The following is a 26905-nucleotide window of genomic DNA, read 5'->3' on the forward strand; positions in this document are numbered from 1 at the left end:
CCGGGGCGGGGCGCGCCCCTGTTCCGAAAGGGACCCTCTCCGCGCGCGTGCCCCGCGTCAGGGTCAGCTGTCGCCCGTCCGCGCCCCCAGCGTCAGCTGCGCCGTGTGCTCCTGGCCGTCCCGCTTGTAGGTGATCGTCACCTTGTCGCCCGGCTTGTGGGTCCAGATCTCGCCGATCAGGGTCGGGCCGCTGTCGATCACCATGTCGTCCAGCTTGATGATCACGTCGCCGGGCTTGAGGCCCGCCTTGGCGGCCGGGCCGTCCGACTCGACCGGGGCGGAGCCGGACGCGCCCTGGTCGGTGATCTTCGCTCCGTCGCTGGAGTCCGCCAGGGAGACGGAGGCACCGATCTTGGCGTACACCGGCTTGCCGGTCTTGATCAGCTGCTGGGCGACGTACTTGGCCTGGTTGATCGGGATCGCGAAGCCCAGGCCGATCGAGCCGGACTGACCGGATCCGAAGCTGCCGCTGCTGCTCGACTGGATCGCGGAGTTGATCCCGATGACCGCGCCGGCGGCGTCCAGCAGCGGGCCGCCGGAGTTGCCCGGGTTGATCGACGCGTCGGTCTGCAGGGCGCTCATGTACGACGCCTTGCTGGTGGAGCTGCCGTCGCTGGAGGCCACCGGGCGGTTCTTGGCGCTGATGATGCCGGTCGTCACCGTGTTGGACAGGCCGAAGGGCGCGCCGATGGCGATCGTCTCGTCGCCGACGGCCACCTTGTCGGAGTCGCCGAGGGCGAGCGGCTGCAGGTCCGACGGGGCGTTCTTGAGCTTGATGACGGCGACGTCGTAGCCCTGCGCGTGGCCGACGATCTCGGCGTCGTACTTCCTGCCGTTGGGGAACGTGGCGGTGAGCTTGCCGCCGTCCACCGCGTCCGCCACCACGTGGTTGTTGGTGACGATGTGACCCTGCTTGTCGAAGACGAAGCCGGTGCCGGTGCCCCCCTCGCCGCTGGTGCTCTCGGCCTCGATGGTGACCGTGCTGGGCAGCGCCCTGGCGGCCACGTTGGCGATCGTGCCGGGGGCGCGCCTGACCTGCGCGGCGCTGCTGTCGGAGGCGGAGACGGTGGTGGAGCCGCTGCTGTCGTGGTCCTTGGCCAGGGTGTAGCCGAGGCCGCCGCCCAGGCCGCCCGCGACCAGCGCGGCCACCAGGACCGCGGCGACGAGGCCGCCGCGTCCGCTGCGGGGCTTGGGGGCGGGCTGCTGGTACGACGCGCCCCAGCCGCCGGCGCCACCCGCGCCACCCGCGCCGCCGAAACCGGCGGCACCGCCCTCGCCGTACGCCGGGCCGTCGCCGTACGGCGGGGTGGCCGGCGGCGGAGGCGGCCAGGAGCCGTCGGGGGCCGGGCCGGGTGCGTGCGGGGCGCCGGCCGGGCCCGCCGGGGCCTCGGCGGCCGCCGGAACGTCCTGGGGCACCGGCGGAAGCGGAGCCGTCGGCGCGTTCCCCTCCGGCGCGGGCCCCTGCGGGGAGGCGGGAGAGGCCACCGGCACGGGAGGCGCGGACGGGGCCGGGGGTACCTCGTTGCCCTCGTTCTCGGTGCTCACAGCTCTTCTCCTCGATCCACGGCTGTTGTGTCCCGTTGTATGCAGTCAGCTTTTCCCACGGGCCGTCAGAGCACGATAAGCGGTGGCTGTGGGTCCGGGGGTTCTCTTTATATAAGACCATTGAGGCAAAAGTTATATAAATGAACGGAGCGGATGGCGTCGTTCGTCGCACGGACGCGCCCGCGCCGCCACGCGTACCCCGCGACGGTGGCACCATGACGCGGTGACCCACGCACCACACCGCTCCCTGCAGGTCGTAGCCCACCGGGGCGCCTCCGAAGACGCGCCCGAGCACACCCTGGCCGCCTACAAGAAGGCCATCGAGGACGGCGCCGACGCCCTCGAGTGCGACGTACGGCTGACCGCCGACGGCCATCTGGTCTGCGTCCACGACCGGCGGGTGAACCGTACCTCCAACGGCCGCGGCGCCGTCTCCGCGCTGGAACTGGCCGATCTCGCCACCCTCGACTTCGGTTCCTGGAAGACACGCGACGCCTGGCGCGGGCGGGACGAGGAGCCCGACTGGGTGTCCCGCCCCGAAGACCCCGCGGAGACCTCCGTGCTCACCCTGGAGCGACTGCTGGAGCTGGTCGCGGACGCCGGGCGGCGGGTGGAACTGGCCATCGAGACCAAGCACCCCACGCGCTGGGCCGGCCAGGTCGAGGAGCGGCTGCTGACGCTGCTGAAGCGGTTCGGCCTGGACGCACCGGCCTCCGCCGCGGAGTCCCCGGTCCGGATCATGAGCTTCTCCGCGCGTTCGCTGCACCGCGTGCGTGCCGCCGCGCCCACCCTGCCGACCGTCTACCTGGTGCAGTTCCTCACCCCGCGGCTGCGCGACGGGCGGCTGCCCGCGGGCGTGCGGATCGCGGGGCCCTCGATCCGCATCGTGCGCAACCACCCCGCCTATGTGGAACGGCTGAAACGCGCCGGCCACCAGGTGCACGTGTGGACCGTGAACGAGCCCGAGGACGTCGACCTCTGCGTGGAGCTGGGCGTCGACGCCGTCATCACCAACCGGCCGGGCGCCGTCCTGCGCCAGCTGGGACGGATGTGACCTCAAGAGACCGGTAAAGACCTGTGCACACACCTTGACCCCGCTGTGCGGCTGCTGAATTCTCCCTCTCGGCCACACCATTGAAATCCAGCCATGCGACGACCAGAGGGAAAGGGCCTTCGTCACAGGGAGTGCTCCGGCGCGTTCGCTCCGTACAGGGCCGTTGCGAGTGCGTCACCGGAAGGGGATTGGCCGGTTTCCGGTACAGGCCAATGGGGCATCCACACCGTGGCGTGGGGCAAAGGAGGTCTCGGGGGTGGCGTTGGTGGTGGCACAGGAGGTGCCCACGTCGTCGAGCATGGCCGTACCCCATGGCCCTGCGGGCGTGGGGAAGGCGAGGCACCGGATGCGTGCGCAGTTGCGCAGCGGTGGTGTGGCCGAATCGGTCGTCGACGACGCCGTACTGATCCTTTCCGAACTGTTGAGCAATGCCTGCAAGCACGGGCGGCCCCTGGGTGACGCGCTGCCGGGCGACGGTGATGTGCGCGCCGCCTGGCGGGTCGACGCGCGCGGCCGGCTCATCGTCGAGGTGACGGACGGCGGCGGTCCGACCCGGCCGGCGCCGGCCACCCCGTCGGTGACCGCCCACGGCGGCCGCGGGCTGAACATCATCACCGCCCTCGCCGACGACTGGGGCGTCCGGGACGACGTCCACGGCGAGGTGACGGTCTGGGCGGTGGTCCACGAGGACGTGCACGATCCCGATGCCGGGGGCCGCCCGGACGGTTTCGCTACGCGCGTCACAGCCCCTGCGCTCCCGGACCTGGCCGGTCTGGACTTCACCAAGGCCTTCGAGGACCTGGACTGACCTTCGTGGGCCGGGAAGTTGTCCACAGGTTCACTCCCCTGGCGCCGGGTGGGCGTGGGTTGTCCACAGCTTCCCGCCGGTCACGGCACGAACGGCTAGGCTCCCGCCCGTACGAGAAGAGCCGTAACCGGGAGACCCCACGATGGCCAAGAAGCGACCCCAGACGAAGGCCGAGCGGCCGCAGCTCAGCGATGCGGAGGTCCCGGTGGTCGGCGCCCGCGAGCCCTGCCCCTGCGGCAGCGGCCGGCGCTACAAGGCGTGCCACGGCCGGGCCGCGGCGCACGCGGCGACCGAGCTGGTGCAGCGCCCGTTCGAGGGACTGCCGGGTGAGTGCGACTGGGTGGCGCTGCGCGAGCTGGTGCCGGCCGCGACGGTCGAGCTGACCCTCAAGGAGGGCCTGCCCGAGGGCGTTCCCTCGGTCACGCTCGCCACGGTGCTGCCGATGGCCTGGCCCGCACTGCGCCGCGACGACGGCTCGGTGCTGCTCGGCCTGCAGAACGACACGGCGTCCGGCGACCTCAGCCGCGACCTCGCCGACATCCTCCAGCGCGCGTTCCAGGCCGACCCCGGCACGCCGGTGCAGGGCCGCCGCGCACCGGCCGGCGGCCCGCGACTCCAGGACCTGCTCGACCCCGAGGGGCCGTTCGAGCCGGTCGTGCACAGCGGCTTCGAGTTCTGGGTGCCGGACGCGGAGAACGCCACGCCGGAGGTGACCGCCTCCCTGGAGCGGGCCAACGCCGCCGCCATCCCGACGGCCAAGCTCACCGGCGTGGACGCCGCGTACTGGTGCCAGACCCCGGAGAAGAACCACCTGCGCTGGGTGATGCCGCATCCGGAGGAGCAGCTTCTGGACGCTCTCGCGCGGCTGCACGCGGCGGGCCGCTCCAGCCTGGGCGAGGGCACCCGGCTCGTGGGCTCCTTCCGTGCTCACGGCCTCACGGTGCCGGTCTGGGACCTGCCGAGCGGGGTCACGGCGGAGGACGTGGAGAAGCCGGCCGCCGAGTTCGCCGAGCGCCTCGCCGCCGCCCTGACCGCCGGCGAGCCGCTCACGGCGGACGAACGCCGGGCGCGGGGCGGACTGACCAACCGGCAGGTCACGCTCAGCTGACGGCACGCGCGCGGGGCCGCGACTGAACGGTCGGTAAGGCGCGGCCGCGGCCCGCACAACAGGTGACTCCTGTCACAACTCCCCGTTCTGACAGGGAAATCGGTGGCTGAATGACCGAGGCGGAATTTGCGAACCGCCGATCTCTTGTTACCGTTCCAATAGCCCGGTTGCTGGTGCATCCCCCGTCGCCAGCAACCGGGTCTTTGCATCTCCGCGTACGGCGTGCGACGCGTCGCGGACCGTCAACTCCCCTTCTGGATAACGGAGTTGCCGTCGACGTCCGCCGAGTCGCTGCCCGAGCGCAGCAGCAGGGCACCGTCGGCCCCGCGCGAGGCGAACTCGGTGACCGCCGTGTAGGCGTCCGGTCCCCCCTTGGTGTGCCGACGGGGTGTCTCGCAGGTGGCGGGCTCGTCGTCCGTACTCGTGACACAGCGCATCTGCAGTGTGCGGCCGTCCGGACCCATCAGGCTCAGCACGGAGTCCAGCGGCTTGCCGGTGGCGTTGCGGTAGTAGGTGCGGGCCCAGGTGTCCTGGCCCTGGGTCAGCACACAGGTCTGCGCCTCGATGCCGTCCGGGGAGGTCAGCTGGGGGCCGCACCGCGCGGCGGTGTCCAGGCCGAGCCCGAGCAGCCGGGGTGCCGGGTCGGACGGCGCGATCTTGCCGTCCGCGGACCCGGTGCCGTCCGCGCGGGAGCCGGCGTCGTTCTCGCCCCCGGAGGCCTTCTGAGGCCCTGACTTCTCCCCGCCGTGCGGCTTTGCAGCCGCCGTGTGCCGGGCCGCCTCGCCCACCTGCACCGCGGACGCCACCGCCAGCGGCAGCACGACCGCGGCCGTCACGCCACCGAAGAGCGCGACCAGCCGCAGCCTGTGGGATTCCGGTCCGCCGCGCTGTGGCGATCTGCGGCCGTGCCGCCCAGAGTGTCGACGGCCATGTCCCCCAGAAATTCGCAGCATGTGCGGAAGATAACGACCGGGCGGGGCTCGCCCGCCGCGACCGTGCCGGAGACTCCTACAACTCGGGTGCGATCACACCCGTACGAGTGAGGGCGTCGACCACGGCGTCGACCACGGCCTCCACATCGGGCACCCAGGGCGCGGCCGAACCCGGCAGCGGGGCGCGCTCCCAGCGGACGGCGCCCTGGCCGGTCTCGGACGGGGGCAGGGCGAGGTAGCCGCCCTCGCCGTGGAAGCGCAGGGAGCCGGGGACGAAGTCCTTGGCGTAGAGCAGCTCGCCCAACTGCTCCATGGAGTACGGCTTGACGAGCAGCGCCCAGCGGTTCGGCGCGGCGATCACCGGGCCGAGGCGCATGCCCCGCCGGTCGAGCAGGGCGAGGGCGCGCGAGGCGGCGAGTGCCGGCAGGCTGACCGCGCAGGGCGCCCCGCCTCCGGTGGCCAGGATGATCGGCGCGCTCGGCCGGTTGGTCCACCACCAGCGCACCATGCGCGCGTCGGTCGTGGCCGTGAGCAGGCCGGGATCGAAGGGGTGCGCACCGGGTACCGCGCACTCGGGGTCGGGGCAGGCGCAGCGGGCCCGCCCCTGGGGGTCGGGGGCCACGCCCGGGAGTACGGGCCACTGCCACTCGGTCGCGAAGGCCAGGGCCGCGCCGATCAGCTCAGGCCTTCCGTCGTTCCGCCTGGGCTTCCCGTCGTTCCGCCTGGACAGGAGCCTGCGTCGCCTTCCGAGGATCTCGCGCATGAGCGCTCGTTCCTTTCCGTTGCACCGCTGGCAACACCGTGGTCCACATCACACCATGTGTCGATCACTTCACTGTGCGTACCTGTTGGCGCATCACACCCCTGCGTACGGCAGGGGGAACCCCAAGGGGTCGAGCATGGGTCGCGTCCGCGTCCTGGTGGTCCAGCAAAAGCACGGGTGCGGCGCGGGGGTGGCGAAGTATGGCGTTTTGCCGTCGCGCGTGTTTCTCTCCGCCTCCGCCAGGGAGGATGGGGCTCGGCCGTCGGTGGCTAAGACGCCCGGGTCCGTCGCCAGGTTCCGGGTGGCCCCCAACCACCCCTGGCCTTCTCCGAGTACGTACCCATCACGACCGCTGTGACGCTCCGTGGAGCAGGGCCAGTCGACCGCAATGAACCGATCCCCGAGGCAGTTTCAAGCCAACTTGGCAGTAAGGCAAGGGGTTCGGAAGAAACCCTCGTGAACCCCATGGACACCAGGAATCCCCGCAGGACAATGCTGGACATCCCCTCACGAGTGCGTGTACATGTGGAGACACTGCTAGCGGCGCAGAATGACATGGGGGTTTGCGATGCTTTTCAGCAATACGCACCGGTCTGAGGGCCGGACGCCATGACCGCCCCGCACCCTGCGAAAGTGGCCGGAATCGATCCCACGGTTCCCACGCCCGCACACACTGTCGCGCCCGCTCCCCCCGCCCCCGGCGCCGGTCCCTCCCCGGAGACCCCTTCCGTCCCCGCCCCGCACGCCCCCGCCCCCGGTGCCGTCCTCCAGGACCGGCTGGCCGGCTGGGTCTCGGACCTCACCACCCTCCACGAGTTCACCGAGCACCTGTCCCGCACGGACACGCTGGAGGGCACCCTCCAGGAGCTGCTGCGCGCCGGAGCCGCCCTCGTCGGCGCCCGCCGCGGCCTCGTCGTCCTGGAGCCCGGCGACGGACGCGGCCCCCGCACCACCCTCGGTCTCGGCCTCGGCCGCGCCGACCTCGGCCACATCGAGACCGTCCCGCGCGGCGCACTGCCGTACGACACCGGCGCCACCGCCGAGATCGTCCACCCCGACCTGCTCGCCGAGGACGGCCTCGACCCCCGGCACCGCGAGGTGGCCGCCCGCCTCGGCTACGCCGCCAGCTACGCCCTGCCCCTCGCCACCGAATCCGCCGGCCGCCTCGGCGCCGCCGTCTGGTTCTACGACGAGCCGGCCGAACCCCACGAGCGCCGGCGCCACCTCGTCGGCCTCTACGTCCGGCACGCCACCGAGCACCTCGCCCGACTGCTGGAAGTGGAACGCACGCGCGCGTGCGTGGCGACCCTCGCCGAGGAACTGCTGCCCACCCGGCTGCCCCGCGTGCCCGGCATGCAGCTCGCCGCCCGCCGCCGCACCGGCCCGCGCGGCGGCGGCGACTGGTACGACGCACTGCCGCTGCCGGACGCCGCGCTCGGCCTCTCCGTCGGCTCGGTCACCGGCTCGGGACCGAGCGCCGTCGCCGCCATGGGCCGGCTGCGCGCCTCGCTGCGCGCCTACGCCGTGATGGAGGGCGAGGACCCGGTCGCCGTCCTGTCCGACCTGGAGCTGCTGCTGCGGCTGACCGAGCCCGCCCGCTCGGCCACCGCCCTGTTCGCCTACTGCGAGCCCGCCCTGCGCAAGATCACCCTGGCCGGCGCCGGACACAGCCCGCCCCTGCTGATCGGCGACCGGCGCACCGAGTTCGCCGAGACCTCCGTCTCCGCGCCGCTCGGCATGCTCGCCTGCTGGGAGGCGCCCAGCGTGGAGATCCAGGCCGAGGCCGGTGAGACGGTTCTGCTGTACACCGACGGGCTGCTGCACCGTACCGGCGACTCCATGGACCGCGCCTTCGCCCGGCTGCACTCGGCCGCCGCGAGCATCCCGCGGGCGGTGCGCCACGACCCCGGCGCCGTCGCCGACCACGTCCTGCGCACCGTCCTGCCGGACGGCCCGGACATGGCCGACAGCGACGAGGACGTCGTCCTGCTGGCGGCCCGCTTCGACTGAGCCCACCTGGAATGACCGGGCATAACAGGGCATCCGGCCCCGGCCCGCTCCTGGTACGACCGTACGATGATGGAGGTCCCCGCTCGGCCACAAGCAGGAGCGTCGCGGGCCCCGGGGGAGATCACCAGGCGTATCGAGGAGGATCACGTGTCCGACGAGCTCAACCCGGCTGTGCCCGATTCCGCTACCGCGGAGGGCCCCGAGACCGAGTCCGAGGAGACCGTCAAGCAGCGGAAGAACGGCCTGTACCCGGGCGTCTCCGACGAGCTGGCCGAGAACATGAAGTCCGGCTGGGCCGACACCGAGCTGCGTGACCTGAAGCCCGTCCCGCAGGCCGCCGAGACCGCACGCCGCCGTGCCGCCCTCTCCGCCCGCTTCCCGGGCGAGCGCCTGGTCGTCCCGGCGGGGAACCTGAAGACCCGCTCGAACGACACCGAGTACCCCTTCCGGTCCTCCGTCGAGTACGCGTACCTCACCGGCAACCAGACCGAGGACGGCGTCCTGGTCCTGGAGCCCACGGGCGAAGGCCATGAGGAAACGATCTACCTCCTGCCCCGCTCGGACCGGGAGAACGGCGAGTTCTGGCTCTCCGGCCAGGGCGAGCTGTGGGTGGGCCGCCGCCACTCCCTCACCGAGTCCGAGGCGCTCTACGGCATCCCGGCCGCCGACGTGCGCGAGCTGGCGGACAGGCTGCGCGAGGCCACCGGCCCGGTCCGCGTGGTGCGCGGGTACGACGCCGGCATCGAGGCCGCCCTGACCGACAAGGTCACCGCCGAGCGCGACGAGGAGCTGCGCGTCTTCCTCTCCGAGCTGCGGCTGGTCAAGGACGAGTTCGAGATCGGCGAGCTGCAGAAGGCCGTCGACTCCACGGTCCGCGGCTTCGAGGACGTCGTGAAGGTCCTCGACAAGGCCGAGGCCACGAGCGAGCGCTACATCGAGGGCACGTTCTTCCTCCGCGCGCGGGTGGAGGGCAACGACGTCGGCTACGGCTCCATCTGCGCCGCCGGCCCGCACGCCTGCACCCTGCACTGGGTGCGCAACGACGGCCCGGTGCGCTCCGGCGACCTGCTCCTGCTCGACGCCGGCGTGGAGACGCACACCCTCTACACCGCCGACGTCACCCGCACGCTGCCGGTCAACGGCACGTACAGCGAGATCCAGAAGAAGATCTACGACGCCGTGTACGAGGCCCAGGAGGCCGGGATCGCGGCGGTCAAGCCGGGAGCCAAGTACCGCGACTTCCACGACGCCGCCCAGCGCGTGCTCGCCGAGAAGCTCGTCGAGTGGGGCCTGGTCGAGGGCCCGGTCGAGCGCGTCCTGGAGCTGGGCCTGCAGCGCCGCTGGACCCTGCACGGCACCGGCCACATGCTCGGCATGGACGTCCACGACTGCGCCGCCGCGCGGACCGAGACGTATGTGGACGGCACGCTGGAGCCGGGCATGGTGCTCACCGTCGAGCCGGGCCTGTACTTCCAGGCCGACGACCTGACCGTGCCCGAGGAGTACCGGGGGATCGGCGTCCGGATCGAGGACGACATCCTGGTGACGGAGGACGGCAACCGGAACCTGAGCGCTGCGCTGCCTCGGCGGTCCGGCGAGGTTGAGGCATGGATGGCCTCGCTGAAGGGCTGATCTGAGATTCAATGGCCGGGTACCGGGGAGGTGCCCGGCCGTTTTCGTCCGCGGGTGGTCCGTGACTGGTCGCGCCCGCGCGGCCGAGCCGCATACCGGCACAGTCCCGCGCCCCGCACGGGGCGCCGCACTCACGGGGGGTGGACACGTGGACGACGGCTTCTGGGCCGGTTTCGGCGTCGATCTGCATCTGGAGCCGGACTCGGTGGACGGGCGCCGGGCCGGGCTCGAACGGGCGCTCAGGGACGCCGTACGGGACGGGCGGCTCGCGCCGGGGACCCGGTTGCCCGCCACTCGGCGGCTCGCCGCCGACCTCGGCATCTCGCGCGGTACCGCCAAGGCCGCCTACGACCAGCTCGTCGCCGAAGGGTATCTGACGGCACGTCAGGGCTCGGGTACCCGGGTCGCCGAACTGCCGGCCGTCGAGTCGGCGGAACCCGGCACGGCGACAGGCACGCGCGCCCCGCGTTTCGATCTGCGCCCCGGCAGCCCGGACGTCGGCGCGTTCCCGGCCGCGGCCTGGCTGCGCGCGCTGCGCCGGGCCATAGCGACGGCGCCCTCACTGGCGTACGACTACGGCGACCCGCGCGGCCGGATCGAACTGCGCACGGCGCTCTCCGGCTATCTGGGACGGGCGCGGGGGGTGCTCGCGCCGCCGGAACGGATCGTCGTCACCTCGGGGTACGTGCAGGGCCTCGCGCTCCTCACCCGCGTGCTGGACGGCGCCGCCGTCGCCATGGAGGACCCCGGACTGCCCTTCCACCGGGAGGTGGTGCGGCGCAATGGCGGAACGGTCCTGCCGGTCCCGGTCGACGCGCACGGGGTGTGCCCCGAGGAGCTGGACAGGGCGGCCGCGGTGGTGGTCACCCCGGCCCACCAGTACCCGACCGGGGTGACCCTGCGTCCCGAGCGGCGGCGGGCGCTCGGCGACTGGGCACGCGCGCGTGGCGGGCTGATCGTCGAGGACGACTACGACGGGGAGTTCCGCTACGACCGCCAGCCGGTGGGCGCGTTGCAGGGCATGGCGCCCGGCCAGGTGGTGTACCTCGGCACGGCCTCCAAGACGCTCGGCCCGGCACTGCGGCTCGGCTGGATGGTGCTGCCCCCGCACCTGGTCGACGCGGTCGCCGACGCCAAGCTGCACAGCGACCACCACACCGAGACCATCGGGCAGCTGGCCCTCGCCGAACTGATCGACAGCCATGCCTACGACCGGCACGTCCGCGCGTGCCGGCTGCGCTACCGGCGCCGCCGCGACCAGCTGCTGGACCGCCTGGGCACGGCCCGTGGCGTGCACGGCATCGCGGCCGGCCTGCACGCGCTGATCGACGTGCCCGACGAGGCCGAGGTGCTGGCCCGCGCGGAGGCGGAGGGCCTCGCCCTCGGCACCCTCGGCGACCACTGGCACACCCCCGGACCCGGCCGCCCGCAGGGCCTGGTCGTCGGCTACGGGACGCCCCGCGAACGGGCGTACCCGGAGGCGCTGGAGGTCCTGGCCAAGGTCCTGGACAGGGGTTGAGCGCGTCCGGTGCAGCCTCACAGAACCGGGTCGCGGTCGTGCAGGATCCGTTGGAAGAGCCGGCAGTCCCGCCACTCCCCGTCGATGTGCAGGTACTTCGGGGCCAGGCCGACCGGTTCGAAACCGGTCTTCGTCAGGACCCGCTGTGAGCCGGTGTTCGCGAGCAGCGTGGAGGCCTCGATCCGGTGCAGCCCCACCGTGTCCCGCGCGATCCGGCAGACCCGCTCCACCGCGGCCGTGGCCAGACCGCGGCTCTGCCGGTCCGCGGCCACCCAGTAGCCGAGGGAGGAACTGCAGAAGGGACCCCGGACGATCCCGGTCAGGGTGATGGTCCCGGCGATCCGGCCGTCCGCCGCCTCGAGCACCAGGGGGACCGCCGCACCCGCCGAGAACAGCCGCAGCAGCCCCTCGGTCCGCTCGCGCTGCCCCGCCCCGGTGAAGAAGGACTCCGGCCGGCGCGGCTCCCACGGCCGCAGATGCTCGCGGTTGTCCACGTAGGCCGTACACAGCGCGTCCGCGTCGGCGAGCGTCACAAGCCGCAGTGTCACACCGGGCGCTATGCCGGCGCTCTCGATCTCCATTCCCTCACTATGCCGTGAGCAGTGAAGGATCCTTCTTCCACTTGAGGATCTTGTCGAAGCTGACCACCGTGCCGCCGCGGCCGGGCTTGGCGCCGACGTGGACGTGGTCGGCGAGTTCGCGGATGAGACAGAGACCGCGGCCGTGCTCGGCGTCCGGGCGGGCGGGCCGGATCTCGTGGGCGCGCAAGAAGCCCGGTCCGGAATCGGTCACTTCGATACGGCACTTCTCGCCGTCGAGGTACGCGGTCACCCGGTACGCCTCCGAGGAGCCGCCGTTCGGGACGTCACCGCCGTGCTCTACTGCGTTGGCGCAGGCCTCGCTCAGGGCGACGGAGAGGTCGTAGGAGATCTCGGGGTCGACGCCCGCCGTCTCCATGGTGCCGATCAGCAGACGCCGGGCGAGCGGCACGCTCGCGGCCTCGCGGCGCAGATGGAGTGACCACCAGATGCTCATGCTCCAGCCTCCTGGCCGCGGCTCGACATACCGATACGTATTGCCGCCCATAGGGGGCCGTAAGCACATCGTTGACGTGACTCCGCCCATACAGCCGATGCGCCGGGGGAGGAATCGGTGTATGAGGGACGTTCCCGCGGCCCTGCCGTAGGACATGGACAGGCCCAGTGCGATGATGAGGCCGCCATGACTGCCCCCCACCCGCGCACGGCGCGCCCCGGAGCCGGGCTCCGGATCCTGCGGGCCGCGGTGTTCGCCGCGGTCTGTGTCGCGCTGGCCGCGTGCGGGCACACCCTCGCCTCCTGCGCGGGTGTGCCGCTGTGGACGCTGGGTGCGGGCTTCCTCGGCTGTCTGCTGCTCGTGGTGCCGCTCGCCGGGCGGGCCCGCTCACTGCCGGGCATCGCCGCGCTCCTCGCCCTCGGCCAGACCGCGCTGCACGCGCTGTTCGGGCTGGGCCAGCACGGGGCCGCCATGGCCTCGGGCGGGACGGCACCGGGCGGCATGGCGATGGCGGCACCGGGTGCGCGCGGCTCCTCGCTCAGCGACACCGCGCTCGTGGAGCAGGCCGCGCGCTTCCTGTGCGGGTCGAACCCCACCGCCCTCACCCCCGGACGCGCCTTCCACGTCCTGCTCGCCGCCCACCTCATAGACCGCTCGGGCCGGCCCGTGACCGTCCTGCGCGGCATGTACCACGCCCCGGACGCCACCGGCGCCGCCGCGGGACCGCTGCCGATGCTGCTCGGCCACGTCCTCGCGGCCGTCGCCGCCGGCTGGCTGCTGCGCCGCGGTGATCTGGCCCTGCTGCGGCTGATCGAGCTGTCGGCGCACGGAGTCGCCGAGGGGGCGCTCGTACGGTCCCTGCGGGCGGCTCTCGCGCTGGCGCACGCCCTGTGCGCCGGGCTGCTGCCCGCCTCCGTGCCCGGTCCGCGCGGCCGTCGTAGCGCGCGGGACGAGGCGCCGGCACCGCACACCACGGCCCTCCAGCACACGGTGATCCGGCGCGGCCCGCCCGCCGCCGGCCTCCTCCTCGCCGCCTGACGCGACGCGCGCGCCACTCCCAGGAGAGGCTGCCGCCGTCGCGCGGCACACGCGCGTGCGTACCCGTGCACCCACCGAGTGGCACGGCCCGCACCCGCGTCCCTCTCTTCGTCACCGGACTCTCAGAGTGGAGTGCTCCTGCCATGCAGGCTTCTCGTACCGCGTCCCGTCGCGCCGTCCTTCGCCGTACCTCCTCCCGTGTCGCCGCCGCGGGCGCCGTCGCGGGTACGGCCGTACTGGCGCTGTCCGCCCCCGCCTTCGCGCACGTCACCGTGCAGCCGGAGACCCCCGCGGCCAAGGGCGGCTACGCCGTCGTCGACTTCAAGGTCCCCAACGAGCGCGACAAGACCTCGACCACCAAGGTCGAGGTCAGCCTCCCGGCCGACCACCCGATCGCCTCGGTCATGGCCCAGCCGGTCCCCGGCTGGAACGTGCAGGTCACCAAGTCCAAGCTGGCCAAGCCGCTGACCGTGCACCACGAGAAGATCGACGAGGCCGTCACCAAGGTCACCTGGACCGCCGCCGACGGCAAGGGGATCCAGCCCGGCTACTTCCAGAAGTTCCCGCTGTCCCTCGGCGCCCTGCCCGACAACACCGACCAGCTCGTCTTCAAGGCGGTCCAGACGTACTCCGACAAGGAGGTCGTCCGCTGGATCGAGGTGCCCCGGGCCGGCCAGGACGAGCCGGAGAACCCGGCGCCGGTGCTGGAGCTGTCCGCCGCGACCGACGAACACCACGGCACGGCGAGCGCCGAGGACGCCTCCGACACGACCGGGAACGCGGCCGCCACCGACTCCGGCTCCGGCACCGACACCACCGCGCGCGTGCTCGGCGTGGTCGGCATCGCCGTCGGCGTCGCGGGTGTGGCCTACGGCGTCCTCGCGGGCCGCCGCCGCACCGCCTGAGCCCCCACCGCTTCCGGACCGCGCACGGGGGTCGTACGACTCGTGCGACGCTGTCATGGCCGTCGTCATGGCTGTCGTACGACCCCGGTGCGCGCCGGAGTACTCACCATCTGGGACATTTTTCTATGCGCAAGAAGACGTTCGCCGCGGCCGCGCTGCTCGCCGCCGCCACCCTGACCCTCTCCGCCTGCGGCAGCGGGAACGACGGCAATTCACCGATCGCCGTGGTCTCGGAGGAGTCCGACTCGGGCAAGGCCGCCATCGTCCTCGACAAGCCCTTCGAGAAGCCGGACCTCGTCCTCACCGACACGCACGGCAAGAAGTACGACCTCCGCAAGGAGACCCAGGGCCGTCCGACCCTCCTGTACTTCGGCTACACCCACTGCCCCGACATCTGCCCGACGACGATGAGCAACATCGCCGTCGCCAAGAAGGCGCTGCCCAAGGCCGAGCAGAACGACCTGAGGGTCGTGTTCGTCACCACCGACCCGGGCCGGGACACCCCGGCCGGGCTGGGCAAGTGGCTCAAGGGCATCGACCCGCAGTTCATCGGCCTGACCGGGGACTTCCCCACCATCCAGGCCGGTGCCCGCTCGGTCGGCATCACCGTGGAGCCGACGACGAAGGACAAGAACGGCAAGCTCGTCTCCGTCCACGGCACCCAGGTCATCGCCTTCTCACCGAAGACGGACGGCGGTTACGTCTACTACGGCGAGAGCGCCACGGTCGACGACTACGCCAAGGGCCTGCCCAAGATCGTCAAGGGGGAGAAGCCGTGAGGCGCCACACCCTTGTGACGGCGGCTGTCTGCACCGGTGCCCTCGCCCTGGCGGGCTGCTCGGACTCGGGGTCCGGCTCCGGTTCCGGGTCGGCGAAGGCCGAGCTGTCGGTGAACGCCCCGTACATGCCGCAGCCGGTCTCCGCCGACATGGCCGCGGGCTTTCTGACGATCACCAACAAGGGCGGCGCGAAGGACGAGCTGACCGCGGTGAGCAGTGACGCCGCCGGCCAGGTCACCATGCACAGCACCATGGGCGGCGCCATGCGGGAGAAGACCTCCTTCGCGATACCCGCCCATGGTCAACTCGTGTTCAAAAGCGGCGGCAACCACCTGATGTTCGAGGAGCTGAAGCGCAAGCCGAAGCAGGGCCAGACGGTCGCCGTGAAGCTCACCTTCGCCAAGTCCGGGCCCCTCACCGTCGAGATGCCGGTGAAGTCCGCCACGTACAACCCGTCGACCGGCCACTGACGGAGGGACCGACCACCGTGACGCGGACCATCACCCCCACACGACACAGGGGCAGCCTGCGCACCCTGGCGCTGCTGTTCCTCGCCGTCACCGGCGCACTGCTCGCGGGCGCCGGACCGGCCTCCGCCCACGCGGCGCTGACCGGCAGCGACCCCGCGCAGGGGGTGGTGGTCAAACAGGCACCCAGCCAGGTGGCGCTCACCTTCTCCGAGAAGGTGGCGATGAACGACGACTCCCTGCGCGTCCTCGACCCCAAGGGCAAGCCGGTCCAGACCGGCAAACCCGCCAACCTGAGCGGGACGACGTACGCCGTGCGGCTCAGGAGCGGCCTGGGCAAGGGCACCTACACGGTCACCTACCAGGTCGTCTCGGCCGACAGCCATCCCGTCTCCGGCGCCTACACCTTCTCCATCGGGGCGCCCTCGCAGACCGTGGTCTCCGGCACCGGCCCGGTCGCGGGCGGCGGAGTCGTGGGCGGGCTCTACGCCTTCGGGCGGTACGCCTCGTACGCCGGGTTCATCGTGCTCGCGGGCGGCGCGGCCTTCGTGCTCGCCTGCTGGCAGCGGGGGGCGGGCGTACGGGCCCTGCAGCGGCTGGTCGTCGGCGGCTGGCTCACCCTCACCGCGGCCACCCTGTGGCTGCTGCTGCTGCGCGGCGCGTACACCACCTCCGGGAAGTTCGCCGACGTCTTCGACCTCGGCCTGCTCGGCCAGGTGCTGCAGACCAAGACCGGTGCGGCGCTGGTCTCCCGGCTGCTGCTGCTCGCCGCCGCCGCGCTGTTCATCGCCGTCCTCTTCGGCGCGTACACCAAGCGGGAGGAGGGCCAGGAGAAGCGCGATCTGACGTTCGGGCTCGCGGTCGGCGGTGTGGTCGTCGCGGCGGGGCTCGCGACCAGCTGGGCCATGGCCGAGCACGCCTCGGTAGGCCTCCAGCCGGGCATCGCCATGCCGGTCGACGTCATCCACCTGCTCGCGGTCGCCGCGTGGCTGGGCGGGCTCACCGCCCTGCTCGTCGCCCTGTACCGGGCGCCCGCCGAGACACCGGTCCAGGCCGCCGCGGTGCGCCGTTTCTCGCGTGTGGCCTTCGGCTCCGTCATCACGCTCGTCGCGACCGGCGCGTACCAGTCCTGGCGCCAGCTGGGCTCGTGGGCGGCGTTCACCGACACCCGGTACGGACAGCTGCTGCTGGTCAAGATCGGGCTGGTGGCGCTGCTGGTCGGCATCGCGTCGGTGTCGCGGCGGTGGACGGGCCGGCTCGCCGACACGGTCGCCGCCGCCGGGAAGAAGTCGGGGAAGGAACGCGAGAAGGAGCGCGTCACCGCGTCGAAGACGGCCGGGAAGGGCGGCGGCTCCGGGGACTCCCCGCGCGCCGCCCAGCTCGCCCGGCAGCGGGCCGCGATGGACGCCGCCCGGCAGAAGCGGCTGCGGGACGGCGACCCGAACCGCTTCGGGCTGCGCCGCTCGGTGCTCGCCGAGGCCGGTGTCGCGGTCGTCCTGCTCGCCGTCACCACCTGGCTGACCCAGACCGAGCCGGGCCGTACCGAGCTGGACGCCAAGGCCGCCGCCACGTCCTCCTCCACCTCGGCCACGGCGCCTTCGAACGGCGCGCTGACCCTGGACATGCCCTTCGACACCGGCGGCACCGACGGCAAGGGCGTCGTCAGCATCGACCTCGACCCCGCGCGGGTGGGCGGCAACGAGATGCACGTGTACGTCCAGCGGCCCAACGGCCGGGCCTTCGACATCCCGGAGGTGAAGGTCGCCTTCACCCTCGAGGCGAAGAAGATCGGCCCGCTTCCCGTGACCCCCGACCACATCACCACCGGCCACTGGTCGGCGAGCGGAGTGCAGATCCCCATGGCTGGCGACTGGAAGATCGACGTGACCGTGCGGACCTCCGACATCGACCAGGTGACCGTCTCCAAGAACGCGCAGATCGGCTGAACGACACCATGCCCGACCAGTCCATCCCTCAGGCCCGCACCTCCGCCGAGGCGTACGAGGCGTCCGACGCGTCCGAGCCCGCCGGCGGACACGGCATCTCCCGGCGCGCCCTGCTCGGCACCGCGGGCGCCACCGGTCTCGTGCTCGGCGCGGCGGGCGGGGCCGTGGGCTACGCCGCCGCCCCCGACCGCGCCACCCCGCTGACCTCGGTGGGCTCCGACCGGGCGATGTTTCACGGGAAACATCAGCCCGGTATCACCGAGGGGCTCCAGGCGCGCGGCCATGTCGTCGCCTTCGACCTGGTGGCGGGCGCCGGCCGCAAGGAGGCGGCGGCCCTGCTGCGCCGCTGGTCGACGACGGCCGAGCGGCTGATGGCGGGCGAGGCCGCACCGCACGACGACACCGATGTGGCCCGCGACGCCGGGCCGTCCTCGCTGACGATCACCTTCGGCTTCGGGCACTCCTTCTTCGGCAGGACCGGTCTGGACAAGCAGCGGCCGACCGCGCTGGATCCGCTGCCGGACTTCTCCTCCGACCACCTCGACAAGGCGCGCAGCGACGGCGACCTGTGGGTGCAGATCGGTGCGAACGACGCCCTGGTCGCCTTCCACGCCCTGCGTGCCATCCAGAAGGACGCCGGCGGGGCGGCCCGGCTGCGCTGGCAGATGAACGGTTTCAACCGCACCCCGGGCGCCACCGCGCATCCCATGACGGCCCGCAACCTCATGGGCCAGCTGGACGGCACCCGCAACCCGAAGCCGGCCGACTCCGACTTCGACCGGCGGATCTTCGTGCCCGCCACGGGCGAGCCCGCCTGGATGGCGAACGGCTCCTACGCCGTCGTACGCCGCATCCGCATGCTCCTGGACGACTGGGAGAAGCTGTCGGTGCCGGCCCAGGAGGCGGTCATCGGGCGCCGGAAGTCCAATGGGGCACCGCTGTCCGGGGGCGACGAGACCACCCCGATGGACCTGGAGAAGGCCGACGCCAAGGGCGAGTACGTCGTCCCGCTGAACGCGCACGCCCGGATCACCCGGCCCGACAGGAACGGCGGCGCGGCCATGCTGCGGCGCCCCTTCTCCTACCACGACGGCTTCGACACGGACGGCACTCCGGACGCCGGTCTGCTGTTCATCTGCTGGCAGGCGGACCCGCTGCGCGGCTTCGTACCGGTGCAGCGCAAGCTCGACCGGGGCGACGCGCTGTCGCAGTTCATCCGGCACGAGGCGAGCGGTCTGTTCGCGGTGCCGGGCGGGGCGGCGAAGGGCGAGTATGTGGGGCAGCGACTGCTGGAAGGGTGACCATCCGGGTTCAAACCACCCGGTCGTGTGGTGTTCATGGGACACCCAAGCCGCTGTGCCCTGCGCCCATTAGGGTGAGGACATGCCAGCGAGCTATGCGTATCTCGGCCCCGAGGGCACCTTCACCGAGGTCGCCCTGCGGACACTCCCGGAAGCGGCCACCCGGGAGCTGATCCCGTACGTGTCGGTGCAGTCCGCGCTGGACGCGGTGCGGGCCGGCGAGGCCGAGGCGGCGTTCGTACCGATCGAGAACTCCGTCGAGGGCGGCATCACCACCACCCTGGACGGACTGGTCGCGGGTGAACCGCTGATGATCTACCGCGAGGTGCTGCTGTCGATCACCTTCGCGCTGCTGGTCCGGCCGGGCACGGACCTCACGGACATCAAGACGGTCTCCGCCCACCCGGCGGCCCAGCCGCAGGTACGCAACTGGCTGCGCCGGCACCTTCCGGACGCGACCTGGGAATCGGCCGCTTCCAACGCGGACGCCGCTCGCCTGGTCCAGGAGGGCCGCTACGACGCCGCGTTCGCCGGCGAGTTCGCCGCCGCCCGGTACGGCCTCGAGGCGCTGGAGACGGGGATCCACGACGCGGAGAACGCGCAGACCCGGTTCGTGCTGGTCGGCCGCCCGGCCCGGCCCGCCGCGCCGACCGGCGCCGACAAGACCTCGGTGGTGCTGTGGCAGCGCGACGACCACCCCGGTGCCCTGCGCGACCTGCTCGGTGAGTTCGCCTCGCGCGGGATCAACCTGATGGTGCTGCAGTCCCGGCCGACCGGCGCCGGCATCGGCAACTACTGCTTCTGCATAGACGCCGAGGGCCATATCTCCGACCGGCGGGTGGCGGAGGCGCTGATGGGGCTGAAGCGGATCTGTCTCCAGGTGCGCTTCCTCGGCTCCTATCCGCGTGCGGACATCAAGCCGGGCGAGGCTCCGGCGGCGCGGCCGGGTACCTCGGACGAGGAGTTCGTGGCGGCGGCGGACTGGATGGCGCGCTGCCAGGACGGCCGGTTCTAGCCAGTCCTCTCTGCATATCAACGTTATCCACAGAGGTTATCCACAGGTGCCCTTCTCGACCTGGGGACAAGTCGACAGACAAGGGCGACCAGGTCGACAAATCGCCCTGCGGCCCCCAGATCGGGTCACCGCGACCTGGGTCACCCTTCGTCCGCCCGTTTCCTTTGGTTCATCTTTCGGGGCGACCTTTTTCCACCCGATGGCAGGTGTCGAGGCGTTTTGACCCGGGAATTCTTCCCTCCGTTCCTCACTTCCGGAGTGATCAATTCCGGCGTCCACAGACCTTCCACACAGCCTGTGGATAACTCTTCGAAGGGTGTGGATTTCTGTGGACAACCGGCCTGCCAAGTCCCGTTCTCCACAAGGGAATCCAGTCAACCCGAGGCCCTGGGCATGCCCCGTCCCAGGGAGTGAGACACTTTTCCTTGACACGCTCGGCAATTACGGCATAACGGAACGTAAGTCGCGAATCAGAACACGTCGGAATAGAGATTCGTGAGCGGCAACCGGGCACCGGTAGCCTTGGCCTCGTGATTGACCTTCGCCTGCTCCGTGAGGACCCCGACCGTGTGCGCGCGTCCCAGCGCGCCCGTGGAGAGGACGTCGCGCTCGTCGACGCTCTCCTGTCTGCCGACGAGCGGCGCAGGTCCTCCGGCGTCCGCTTCGACGAACTGCGCGCCGAGCAGAAGCAGCTCGGCAAGCTGATCCCCAAGGCCACCGCCGACGAGAAGGCCGAGCTGCTCAAGCGTGCCGAGCAGCTGAAGGCCGACGTCAAGGCCGCCGACGCCGAGCGCGACGCGGCCGACGCCGAGACCCAGGAGCTGCTGCTCCGGCTCGGCAACCTCGTCCACCCCGACGTGCCCGTCGGCGGCGAGGAGGACTTCGTCACGCTGGAGACGCACGGCACCATCCGTGACTTCGGTGCCGAGGGCTTCGAGCCCAAGGACCACCTGGAACTGGGCCAGCTGCTGGGCGCGATCGACGTCGAGCGCGGCGCCAAGGTCTCGGGCTCCCGCTTCTACTTCCTCACCGGTGTCGGCGCACTCCTGGAGCTGGCCCTGGTGAACGCGGCGATCACGCAGGCCACGGCGGCCGGCTTCACCCCCATGCTCACCCCGGCGCTGGTCCGGCCCCAGTCCATGGCGGGCACCGGCTTCCTCGGCCAGGCGGCGCAGGACGTCTACCACCTCGACAAGGACGACCTGTACCTGGTCGGCACCTCCGAGGTCCCGCTGGCGGCGTACCACATGGACGAGATCATCGACGCCGACAAGCTGCCGCTGCGGTACGCCGGCTTCTCGCCCTGCTTCCGCCGCGAGGCCGGCTCGCACGGCAAGGACACGCGGGGCATCTTCCGTGTGCACCAGTTCGACAAGGTCGAGATGTTCTCCTACGTCGCGCCGGAGGACTCCCAGGCCGAGCACCAGCGGCTGCTGGAGTGGGAGAAGCAGTGGCTGACCTCGCTGGAGCTGCCCTTCCGCGTCATCGACGTCGCCAGTGGTGACCTCGGCTCCTCCGCCGCCCGCAAGTACGACTGCGAGGCGTGGATCCCGACGCAGGGCAAGTACCGCGAGCTGACGTCGACCTCGGACTGCACCGAGTTCCAGTCCCGCCGCCTGTCGATCCGCGTCCGCGACGGAAAGCAGGTCAAGCCGCTCGCCACGCTCAACGGCACGCTGTGCGCCGTACCGCGCACGATCGTGGCGATCCTGGAGAACCACCAGCAGGCCGACGGCTCCGTCCGGGTCCCCGAGGTGCTGCGCCCGTACCTGGGCGGCCGGGAGGTCCTGGAGCCGGCCGCCAGGTGACCGGCTTCCCCTACCGGCTGATCGCGACCGACCTCGACGGGACGCTCCTGCGCTCCGACGAGTCGGTCTCGCAGCGCACCCGTGACGCGCTCGCCGCGGCCACCGCGGCGGGCGCGGCCCACATCGTCGTCACCGGCCGCGCGGTCCCGTGGACCCGGCACATCCTGGACGACCTCGGCTACGACGGCCTCGCCGTCTGCGGCCAGGGCGCGCAGGTCTACGACGCCGGCGCGCACCGCCTGCTGACGTCCGTGACCTTGGACCGGCAGCTGGCGCGGGTGGCCCTGGCCAAGATCGAGGCCGAGGTGGGCCCGCTGTATCTGGCGGCCGGCCGGGACGGTCTGGACGGCGAGGTGCTGGTGGGCCCGGGGTACGCGGTCACGGGCAGCCTCCCGGCCACCCCGTTCACCGACGTGTCCGACCTCTGGGCGGCCCCGCTCAACAAGATCTACGTACAGCATCCGACGATGGGTGACGACGAGTTGGCGGAGGCCGCCCGGCAGGCCGCCGGCGGCTTCGTCACGGTCGCCATGGCGGGCGAGGGCATCGTGGAACTGCTCCCGCTGGGCCTGTCCAAGGCCACGGGCCTGTCTCTCGCCGCCCGCCGGCTGGGCCTGAAGGCCGCGGAGACGATCGCCTTCGGCGACATGCCCAACGACATCCCGATGTTCGCCTGGGCCGCTCACGGGGTGGCCATGGGAGACGCCCACGAGGAGCTCCGCGCGGTGGCCGACGAGGTGACGGCTTCCCACGAGGACGACGGGATCGCGGTGGTGCTGGAGCGGTTGCTGGCGTAGGGCTGCGCCGTCGGACCCGCGGTCCGTTGCCGGGTGCGGTCCGTGGTGAGCTGGTCGCGCAGTTCCCCGCGCCCCTGGGGGGTGCGGTTCCGCCTGCTGTCGGAGCACCGCCGCCGCTGCGGGCGGTCGTGCCGCTGGGGCGGCACGGGTGGGCGCAGCGGCACCTGGTGAGCGCCGAGTTGCGCAACTCGTCCGGCCGCCCCAGCGTAGGGGCCCCCTTGCAAGAGGGGGCCACAGGGAAGGCGGCCCACGCAAGCGCAGCGCTCACGTGCTCGAAGCGGCCGCCCCGGGCTGCCCTTCGGGCTCGACGGTGGGGTAACTACACCGGAGCCGGCCTCGGGCCGCCCTGTCGGGAGCTGGGCGTACTGCCGTGCATGGACATCGCCCACCTCCACTCCCGGTCCGTGACGCCGGGACACTCCCGGCGGATGGGGCACAACCACTCTGCCCCGCCGCCGAGTCGGGCGCCACCGAATTACCGGCGGCGCCACCTGCGGCGCCGCGCCTTGCTGAAGAACCAGCCCGCCGGCGGCTCGTCGGAGCGCCACGGCTGGGGCTCCGGGTCCTCGGCCCGCCAGCGGGCCGCGAGCATCCGGGCCCGGGCGGACGGCTCGGAGGTCTCGGCGGCCCGTATGAAGTCCTCGTCCAGGACCAGCCCGTCCCAGACCTCGCCCTCGGGCCGCCCGTGCCCGTCGTCCCCCCGTGTCTCCTCTGCCATCAGCGGCCTCCTAGCCGTTCATCCGCTGTGCCCAGTGTGCCCGGACCGGTGTGAACTCCTCGTCAATCCGCTGGAGGCCTACTCCTCGCCCGCCAGCTTCAGCGTCCGCAGCTTCTGCCCGGCGTACCAGGTGGCCAGCACGGTGACCGCGACCAGCAGCACGGTGGCCGTCGGCAGGCTCACCTGCGAGGTCACCAGGTCCCCGCCGGCGACCTTGTGGGCGACGGCCAGCGACCACTGCTGGACACTGAGGGTGCGTGCACCGGGCACCAGGGAGCCGAACAGGGCCTCCCAGACGAGGGCGTAGACCAGCCCGAAGACCACCGCGTGCCGGGACACCGTGCCGAGGAGCAGGAAGAGCGCGGAGTACGCGATGGAGGAGACCAGTGCGGCCACCGTGTAGGCGACGGCGATCTGCTGGCCGTTGCCGTTCAGGATCAGGCCCGCGATCAGGGTCGGAAGCGCCGAGAAGACCATGGTCACGGCGATGGCGACGATCAGCTTGGTGAAGATGATCGCGGGACGCTTCAGCGGCTTGGACAGCAGATAGACGACGGAGCCGTCATCTATCTCCGGGCCGATCGCGCCCGTGCCGGCGATGACGCCGATGATCGGCACCATCGTGGCGATCGCGAAGCCGCCGAGCACGTTCGCGGCGGTCTGGTCGTCGGCTCCCGTCAGGCCGCGCACGGCCACGGCGAGCACGATCAGCAGCAGCGGCAGAGCGCCCAGGATGAGGGCCCGGCGGCGGCCGAGCAGGGCTCGGTAGGTGAGCCGGGCGACGGTGGGGTCGTACATCTTCGGCCTCCTACGCCGCGACCAGATACGAGAAGACGGACTCCAGGGACTCGTCGGACGGCGAGACCGTGAGGAGCCGGATGCCGCGGTCCCGGGCGACCTTCGGCAGCAGGGCGGTGAAGCGGCCGAAGTCGACGGCCTGGATGCGCAGCGCGCCCTCGGTCAGGTCGACCTCGATACCGGCCGTGGAGGGGTCGGCGATCAGCGCGGCCGCGAGGGCGCGGTCGTCGCTGGAGCGGACCAGGTAGCGGTGCGGGCGGTCGGTCATCAGCCGGCGGATCTTGCGGAAGTCGCCGCTGGCCGCGTGCCGTCCGGCGACGACGACCTCGATGTGCCGGGCGAGCTGCTCGACCTCCTCCAGGATGTGCGAGGAGAACAGCACGGTGCGGCCCTCGTCGCCCATCTTCCGCAGCAGGTCCATCAGTTGCATGCGCTGGCGCGGGTCCATGCCGTTGAACGGCTCGTCGAGCAGGAGCAGCGACGGGTCGTGCACGAGCGCGCTCGCCATCTTCACGCGCTGCCGCATGCCCTTGGAGTACGTGGAGATCTTCCGGTCCTGCGCGTACTCCATCTCGACCGTGGCGAGGGCCCTTTGGGCGGCCTTGGCGCCCAGGCCGTGCAGCTCGGCGTTGGCGACGACGAACTCGCGGCCGGTGAGGAAGTCGTACATCGCCTCGCGTTCGGGGACGATGCCGATGTGCCGGTAGATCTGCTCGTTGCGCCACACCGGCTGTCCGTCGAGGGTGACGGTGCCCGTGGAGGGGGCGAGGAAGCCGCCCATCATGTTGATCAGGGTGGACTTGCCGGCGCCGTTGGGGCCGAGCAGGCCGGTGACGCCGGGGCCGATGGTCATGGTGATGTCGTTGACGGCGACCACGTTGCCGAACCAGCGGGAGACGTGGTCGATGCTGAGCGTGGTCACAGGCCCACCTTCTTGTAGCGGCGCATCAGCAGGCCGTAGCTGCCGGCGATCAGAGCGAGCACGACCAGGACGTAGACCGCGCCCTGCCCGGCCGACGGGCCGACCGCTCCGGGGTTGCGGGCGGTCGCGCCCAGGAAGGCCGACTGGACGCCGTCGATGAGCGTGACGGGCGAGAACAGGCCGATCCACGGGATCGCGCTGGAGTGGTTCTGCACATCGGCGATGGCCTGGAGCGTGCTGACCGCGCCGTAGGAGATGATCATGACGGCGATCACCGCGGCGATGCCGAAGCCCCGGCGCGGGGTGACGGCGGCGATGACCAGGCCGATGCCGGCGAAGAGCAGGGAGAGCAGGGCCACGGAGACCAGTCCCTCGGCGAATTCCTTCGTCTGGTGGGCGAAGCCCAGCTTGGACAGCAGCGCGCCGACGTACATCACCAGCAGGGGGGCGGCGGTGAGGATGAAGATCGCCGAGGCGAGAGCGGCGAACTTGGCGCGGACGTAGTCGGCGGTCTCGATGGGCCGCGAGAAGTACAGCGGTACGGTCTTGAAGCGCAGGTCGCGGGAGACGGCCTGGGGTGCCTGCGCGGCGACGTACAGACTGATCACGGCCTGCAGCATGATCGCGTAGCGGGTGTAGGCCACCGGCAGTTCGTGCGCCTTGGTGGCGACCGCGACGGCCACCATGATGGCGGCGGGCACGCACATCACCGCGAACAGCAGCATCGGCAGCACCTTGGTCTTGGCCGAGCGGCCCAGTCCGTAGGCGCCGCGCAGGGACTGCGAGTACAGCGAGCGGCGGGCGTAGGCTCGGCCGAGGCGGGGGCCGTCGTAGCCGCGGTAGCCGATGTCGTGGATGCGGGTCTGGTCGCCCGCGGGCGAGGTCAGGGGCTGCTCAACCGCCATGGCCGACGGCCTCCTTCCGCTGCTCGTCGTTGCTGTTCTGCTCGTCCGTGCCGGTGAACACCTCGGAGATGTGGTGCCGGCGCTGCTCCATGCGCACCAGGCCGAGCCCGAGGTCGGCGACGACGTCCCGGATCAGGTCGTAGGTCTCCTCGCTCTGGGCGGTGAGCAGCAGGATGTGCCCGGCGCCGGGGAGGCCTGCGCCCTCGTTCTCCGTGACCACCCCGCGCGCGTGGAGCGCGTCGCGGACCGCGCGGGTGCCGTCCGGGTGGGTGTCGCTGTCGGTGACCTCGATCGCGAGGGTGGTCGTGGTCTGGGTGAAGTCGGTGGTGGAGCTGGAGCGCAGCAGCTTGCCGCCGTCGATGACGACGACGTGGTCGCAGGTGCGTTCCAGTTCGCCCAGCAGGTGGGAGGTGACCAGGACCGAGATGCCGAAGTCGGTGTGGATACGGCGGATCAGGCCGAGCATCTCGTCGCGGCCGACCGGGTCGAGGCCGTTGGTCGGCTCGTCCAGGAACACCAGCTGCGGGTCGTGCACCAGCGCCTGGGCGAGCTTGACGCGCTGCTTCATGCCGGTCGAGTAGCCGCCGATGGGGCGGTAGCGCTCCTCGTAGAGGCCGACGTGGCGCAGCGTGTCCGCGGTGCGCTCGCGGGCGGCGGTGGGCGGCAGGCCGGACATGCGCGCCATGTGCACGACGAACTCGGTGGCCGAGACGTCGGGCGGCAGGCAGTCGTGCTCGGGCATGTAGCCCACGCGCTCGCGGATGGCGCCGCCCTTGGTGGCGACGTCGAGGCCGAGCACCTCGGCGCGGCCCTCGCTCGCGGGGGACAGACCCAGCAGGATCTTGATCAGGGTGGACTTGCCGGCGCCGTTGGCTCCGACGAGTCCGGTCACACCGGGTCCGATGTCCACGGACAGCCGGTCGAGCGCGGTCACCCGGGGGAACCGCTTGCTCAGGCTTTCGGTCGCGATCACAGTCACGCCTATGACGGTAGTGATCCGGGCCGCGCCGGGCGTCAGACCTCAGAGCCGTCTTCGCGTCAGACCCAGGTATTACGGGGCCCTAGGGGATGCCCTGCCTCAGGGTTACGGCGAGTTGTCC

25 protein-coding genes are annotated in these 26905 nt (G+C 71.9%); 15 read left to right on the forward strand and 10 right to left on the reverse strand.

All coding sequences use genetic code 11. The features are described from left to right. Nucleotides 1–63 precede the first annotated feature (63 nt). Nucleotides 64–1545, reverse strand: coding sequence for a S1C family serine protease (locus tag ACWC94_RS05860; protein WP_450795132.1), 1482 nt, complete (start codon nucleotides 1543–1545; stop codon nucleotides 64–66). 223 nt (nucleotides 1546–1768) lie between these two features. Here ACWC94_RS05860 and ACWC94_RS05865 point away from each other — a divergent pair, with 223 nt between their 5' ends. The 3 genes from ACWC94_RS05865 (at nucleotide 1769) to ACWC94_RS05875 (ending at nucleotide 4515) form a co-directional block, all read left to right on the forward strand. Then, the gene (locus tag ACWC94_RS05865; RefSeq protein WP_450795133.1) at nucleotides 1769–2599 is read left to right on the forward strand and encodes a glycerophosphodiester phosphodiesterase; all 831 of its coding nucleotides are present in this window, start codon (nucleotides 1769–1771) and stop codon (nucleotides 2597–2599) included. A 169-nt stretch (nucleotides 2600–2768) separates the two neighbouring features. After that, nucleotides 2769–3407 carry an ATP-binding protein gene (locus ACWC94_RS05870; protein ID WP_450795134.1) on the forward strand — a complete coding sequence of 213 codons (639 nt, stop codon included), beginning with the start codon at nucleotides 2769–2771 and terminating at the stop codon, nucleotides 3405–3407. Nucleotides 3408–3549: 142 nt separating this feature from the next. Continuing rightward, entirely contained in the window at nucleotides 3550–4515 is a 966-nt protein-coding gene (locus tag ACWC94_RS05875) for a DUF5926 family protein (RefSeq protein ID WP_450795135.1), read from the forward strand. Nucleotides 4516–4757: 242 nt separating this feature from the next. Here ACWC94_RS05875 and ACWC94_RS05880 read toward each other — a convergent pair whose 3' ends face one another. Next, nucleotides 4758–5351: a hypothetical protein gene (locus ACWC94_RS05880; protein WP_450795136.1), complete on the reverse strand. Its 594-nt coding sequence runs from the start codon at nucleotides 5349–5351 to the stop codon at nucleotides 4758–4760. A gap of 172 nt (nucleotides 5352–5523) precedes the next feature. Next, the gene (locus ACWC94_RS05885; RefSeq protein WP_450795137.1) at nucleotides 5524–6210 is read right to left on the reverse strand and encodes a bifunctional DNA primase/polymerase; all 687 of its coding nucleotides are present in this window, start codon (nucleotides 6208–6210) and stop codon (nucleotides 5524–5526) included. Between the two features lie 609 nt (nucleotides 6211–6819). Between ACWC94_RS05885 and ACWC94_RS05890 the strand changes: the two genes are divergently transcribed. The 3 genes from ACWC94_RS05890 (at nucleotide 6820) to pdxR (ending at nucleotide 11371) form a co-directional block, all read left to right on the forward strand. Then, entirely contained in the window at nucleotides 6820–8220 is a 1401-nt protein-coding gene (locus ACWC94_RS05890; RefSeq protein WP_450795139.1) for a PP2C family protein-serine/threonine phosphatase, read from the forward strand. Nucleotides 8221–8367: 147 nt separating this feature from the next. After that, nucleotides 8368–9852 carry an aminopeptidase P family protein gene (locus tag ACWC94_RS05895; protein ID WP_450795140.1) on the forward strand — a complete coding sequence of 495 codons (1485 nt, stop codon included), beginning with the start codon at nucleotides 8368–8370 and terminating at the stop codon, nucleotides 9850–9852. Nucleotides 9853–10000: 148 nt separating this feature from the next. Beyond that, complete coding sequence (gene pdxR, locus ACWC94_RS05900; RefSeq protein ID WP_450795141.1) at nucleotides 10001–11371, forward strand: MocR-like pyridoxine biosynthesis transcription factor PdxR; 1371 nt, start codon at nucleotides 10001–10003, stop codon at nucleotides 11369–11371. Nucleotides 11372–11388: 17 nt separating this feature from the next. On the opposite strand, the gene ACWC94_RS05905 is transcribed toward pdxR, so the two are convergent. Then, nucleotides 11389–11952, reverse strand: coding sequence for a GNAT family N-acetyltransferase (locus ACWC94_RS05905; RefSeq protein ID WP_450795142.1), 564 nt, complete (start codon nucleotides 11950–11952; stop codon nucleotides 11389–11391). Between the two features lie 7 nt (nucleotides 11953–11959). Further along, on the reverse strand, nucleotides 11960–12406 hold the full coding sequence (locus tag ACWC94_RS05910) for an ATP-binding protein (protein WP_450795143.1): 447 nt from the start codon (nucleotides 12404–12406) through the stop codon (nucleotides 11960–11962). 186 nt (nucleotides 12407–12592) lie between these two features. On the opposite strand from ACWC94_RS05910, the gene ACWC94_RS05915 reads away from it, so the two are divergent. The 9 genes from ACWC94_RS05915 to ACWC94_RS05955 all read left to right on the forward strand — a co-directional run bounded on the left by ACWC94_RS05915 (nucleotide 12593) and on the right by ACWC94_RS05955 (nucleotide 22462). Next, a complete protein-coding gene (locus ACWC94_RS05915) occupies nucleotides 12593–13444 on the forward strand; it encodes a hypothetical protein (RefSeq protein WP_450795144.1) in 852 nt (283 codons plus the stop codon). A 143-nt stretch (nucleotides 13445–13587) separates the two neighbouring features. Beyond that, nucleotides 13588–14349, forward strand: coding sequence for a YcnI family copper-binding membrane protein (locus ACWC94_RS05920; protein ID WP_450795145.1), 762 nt, complete (start codon nucleotides 13588–13590; stop codon nucleotides 14347–14349). Between the two features lie 125 nt (nucleotides 14350–14474). Continuing rightward, on the forward strand, nucleotides 14475–15128 hold the full coding sequence (locus ACWC94_RS05925) for an SCO family protein (protein ID WP_450795146.1): 654 nt from the start codon (nucleotides 14475–14477) through the stop codon (nucleotides 15126–15128). Then, a complete protein-coding gene (locus tag ACWC94_RS05930; protein ID WP_450795147.1) occupies nucleotides 15125–15598 on the forward strand; it encodes a copper chaperone PCu(A)C in 474 nt (157 codons plus the stop codon). The genes ACWC94_RS05925 and ACWC94_RS05930 overlap by 4 nt, the downstream gene beginning before the upstream one ends. A gap of 17 nt (nucleotides 15599–15615) precedes the next feature. Next, the gene (locus ACWC94_RS05935) at nucleotides 15616–17541 is read left to right on the forward strand and encodes a copper resistance CopC/CopD family protein (RefSeq protein WP_450795148.1); all 1926 of its coding nucleotides are present in this window, start codon (nucleotides 15616–15618) and stop codon (nucleotides 17539–17541) included. A gap of 8 nt (nucleotides 17542–17549) precedes the next feature. After that, on the forward strand, nucleotides 17550–18842 hold the full coding sequence (gene efeB / locus ACWC94_RS05940) for an iron uptake transporter deferrochelatase/peroxidase subunit (RefSeq protein ID WP_450795149.1): 1293 nt from the start codon (nucleotides 17550–17552) through the stop codon (nucleotides 18840–18842). An 82-nt stretch (nucleotides 18843–18924) separates the two neighbouring features. Further along, on the forward strand, nucleotides 18925–19857 hold the full coding sequence (gene pheA / locus ACWC94_RS05945) for a prephenate dehydratase (protein ID WP_450795150.1): 933 nt from the start codon (nucleotides 18925–18927) through the stop codon (nucleotides 19855–19857). A gap of 530 nt (nucleotides 19858–20387) precedes the next feature. Beyond that, entirely contained in the window at nucleotides 20388–21665 is a 1278-nt protein-coding gene (serS, locus tag ACWC94_RS05950; RefSeq protein WP_450795151.1) for a serine--tRNA ligase, read from the forward strand. Then, on the forward strand, nucleotides 21662–22462 hold the full coding sequence (locus ACWC94_RS05955) for an HAD family hydrolase (protein ID WP_450795152.1): 801 nt from the start codon (nucleotides 21662–21664) through the stop codon (nucleotides 22460–22462). Before serS ends, ACWC94_RS05955 begins: the two co-directional genes overlap by 4 nt. 475 nt (nucleotides 22463–22937) lie before the next feature. On the opposite strand, the gene ACWC94_RS05960 is transcribed toward ACWC94_RS05955, so the two are convergent. The 5 genes from ACWC94_RS05960 to ACWC94_RS05980 form a co-directional block, all read right to left on the reverse strand. Then, nucleotides 22938–23180, reverse strand: coding sequence for an SGM_3592 family protein (locus ACWC94_RS05960; RefSeq protein WP_450795154.1), 243 nt, complete (start codon nucleotides 23178–23180; stop codon nucleotides 22938–22940). 78 nt (nucleotides 23181–23258) lie between these two features. Further along, nucleotides 23259–23978: an ABC transporter permease subunit gene (locus ACWC94_RS05965; protein ID WP_450795155.1), complete on the reverse strand. Its 720-nt coding sequence runs from the start codon at nucleotides 23976–23978 to the stop codon at nucleotides 23259–23261. 10 nt (nucleotides 23979–23988) lie between these two features. Next, on the reverse strand, nucleotides 23989–24900 hold the full coding sequence (locus tag ACWC94_RS05970; RefSeq protein ID WP_450795156.1) for an ABC transporter ATP-binding protein: 912 nt from the start codon (nucleotides 24898–24900) through the stop codon (nucleotides 23989–23991). Next, complete coding sequence (locus ACWC94_RS05975; protein WP_450795157.1) at nucleotides 24897–25805, reverse strand: ABC transporter permease; 909 nt, start codon at nucleotides 25803–25805, stop codon at nucleotides 24897–24899. The genes ACWC94_RS05970 and ACWC94_RS05975 overlap by 4 nt, the downstream gene beginning before the upstream one ends. Beyond that, the gene (locus tag ACWC94_RS05980; RefSeq protein WP_450795344.1) at nucleotides 25795–26778 is read right to left on the reverse strand and encodes an ABC transporter ATP-binding protein; all 984 of its coding nucleotides are present in this window, start codon (nucleotides 26776–26778) and stop codon (nucleotides 25795–25797) included. Before ACWC94_RS05980 ends, ACWC94_RS05975 begins: the two co-directional genes overlap by 11 nt. Between the last annotated feature and the right edge of the window lie 127 nt (nucleotides 26779–26905).

The organism is Streptomyces sp. NPDC001135 (genome assembly GCF_053598395.1).

Coding starts and splice junctions, on each gene's coding strand:
- efeB (WP_450795149.1), top strand. CDS start 17,550: ATGCCCGACCAGTCCATCCCTCAGGCCCGCACCTCCGCCGAGGCGTAC.
- ACWC94_RS05905 (WP_450795142.1), bottom strand. CDS start 11,952: ATGGAGATCGAGAGCGCCGGCATAGCGCCCGGTGTGACACTGCGGCTT.
- ACWC94_RS05885 (WP_450795137.1), bottom strand. CDS start 6,210: ATGCGCGAGATCCTCGGAAGGCGACGCAGGCTCCTGTCCAGGCGGAAC.
- ACWC94_RS05975 (WP_450795157.1), bottom strand. CDS start 25,805: ATGGCGGTTGAGCAGCCCCTGACCTCGCCCGCGGGCGACCAGACCCGC.
- ACWC94_RS05960 (WP_450795154.1), bottom strand. CDS start 23,180: ATGGCAGAGGAGACACGGGGGGACGACGGGCACGGGCGGCCCGAGGGC.
- pheA (WP_450795150.1), top strand. CDS start 18,925: ATGCCAGCGAGCTATGCGTATCTCGGCCCCGAGGGCACCTTCACCGAG.
- ACWC94_RS05910 (WP_450795143.1), bottom strand. CDS start 12,406: ATGAGCATCTGGTGGTCACTCCATCTGCGCCGCGAGGCCGCGAGCGTG.
- ACWC94_RS05915 (WP_450795144.1), top strand. CDS start 12,593: ATGACTGCCCCCCACCCGCGCACGGCGCGCCCCGGAGCCGGGCTCCGG.
- ACWC94_RS05875 (WP_450795135.1), top strand. CDS start 3,550: ATGGCCAAGAAGCGACCCCAGACGAAGGCCGAGCGGCCGCAGCTCAGC.
- ACWC94_RS05920 (WP_450795145.1), top strand. CDS start 13,588: ATGCAGGCTTCTCGTACCGCGTCCCGTCGCGCCGTCCTTCGCCGTACC.
- ACWC94_RS05890 (WP_450795139.1), top strand. CDS start 6,820: ATGACCGCCCCGCACCCTGCGAAAGTGGCCGGAATCGATCCCACGGTT.
- ACWC94_RS05965 (WP_450795155.1), bottom strand. CDS start 23,978: ATGTACGACCCCACCGTCGCCCGGCTCACCTACCGAGCCCTGCTCGGC.
- ACWC94_RS05925 (WP_450795146.1), top strand. CDS start 14,475: ATGCGCAAGAAGACGTTCGCCGCGGCCGCGCTGCTCGCCGCCGCCACC.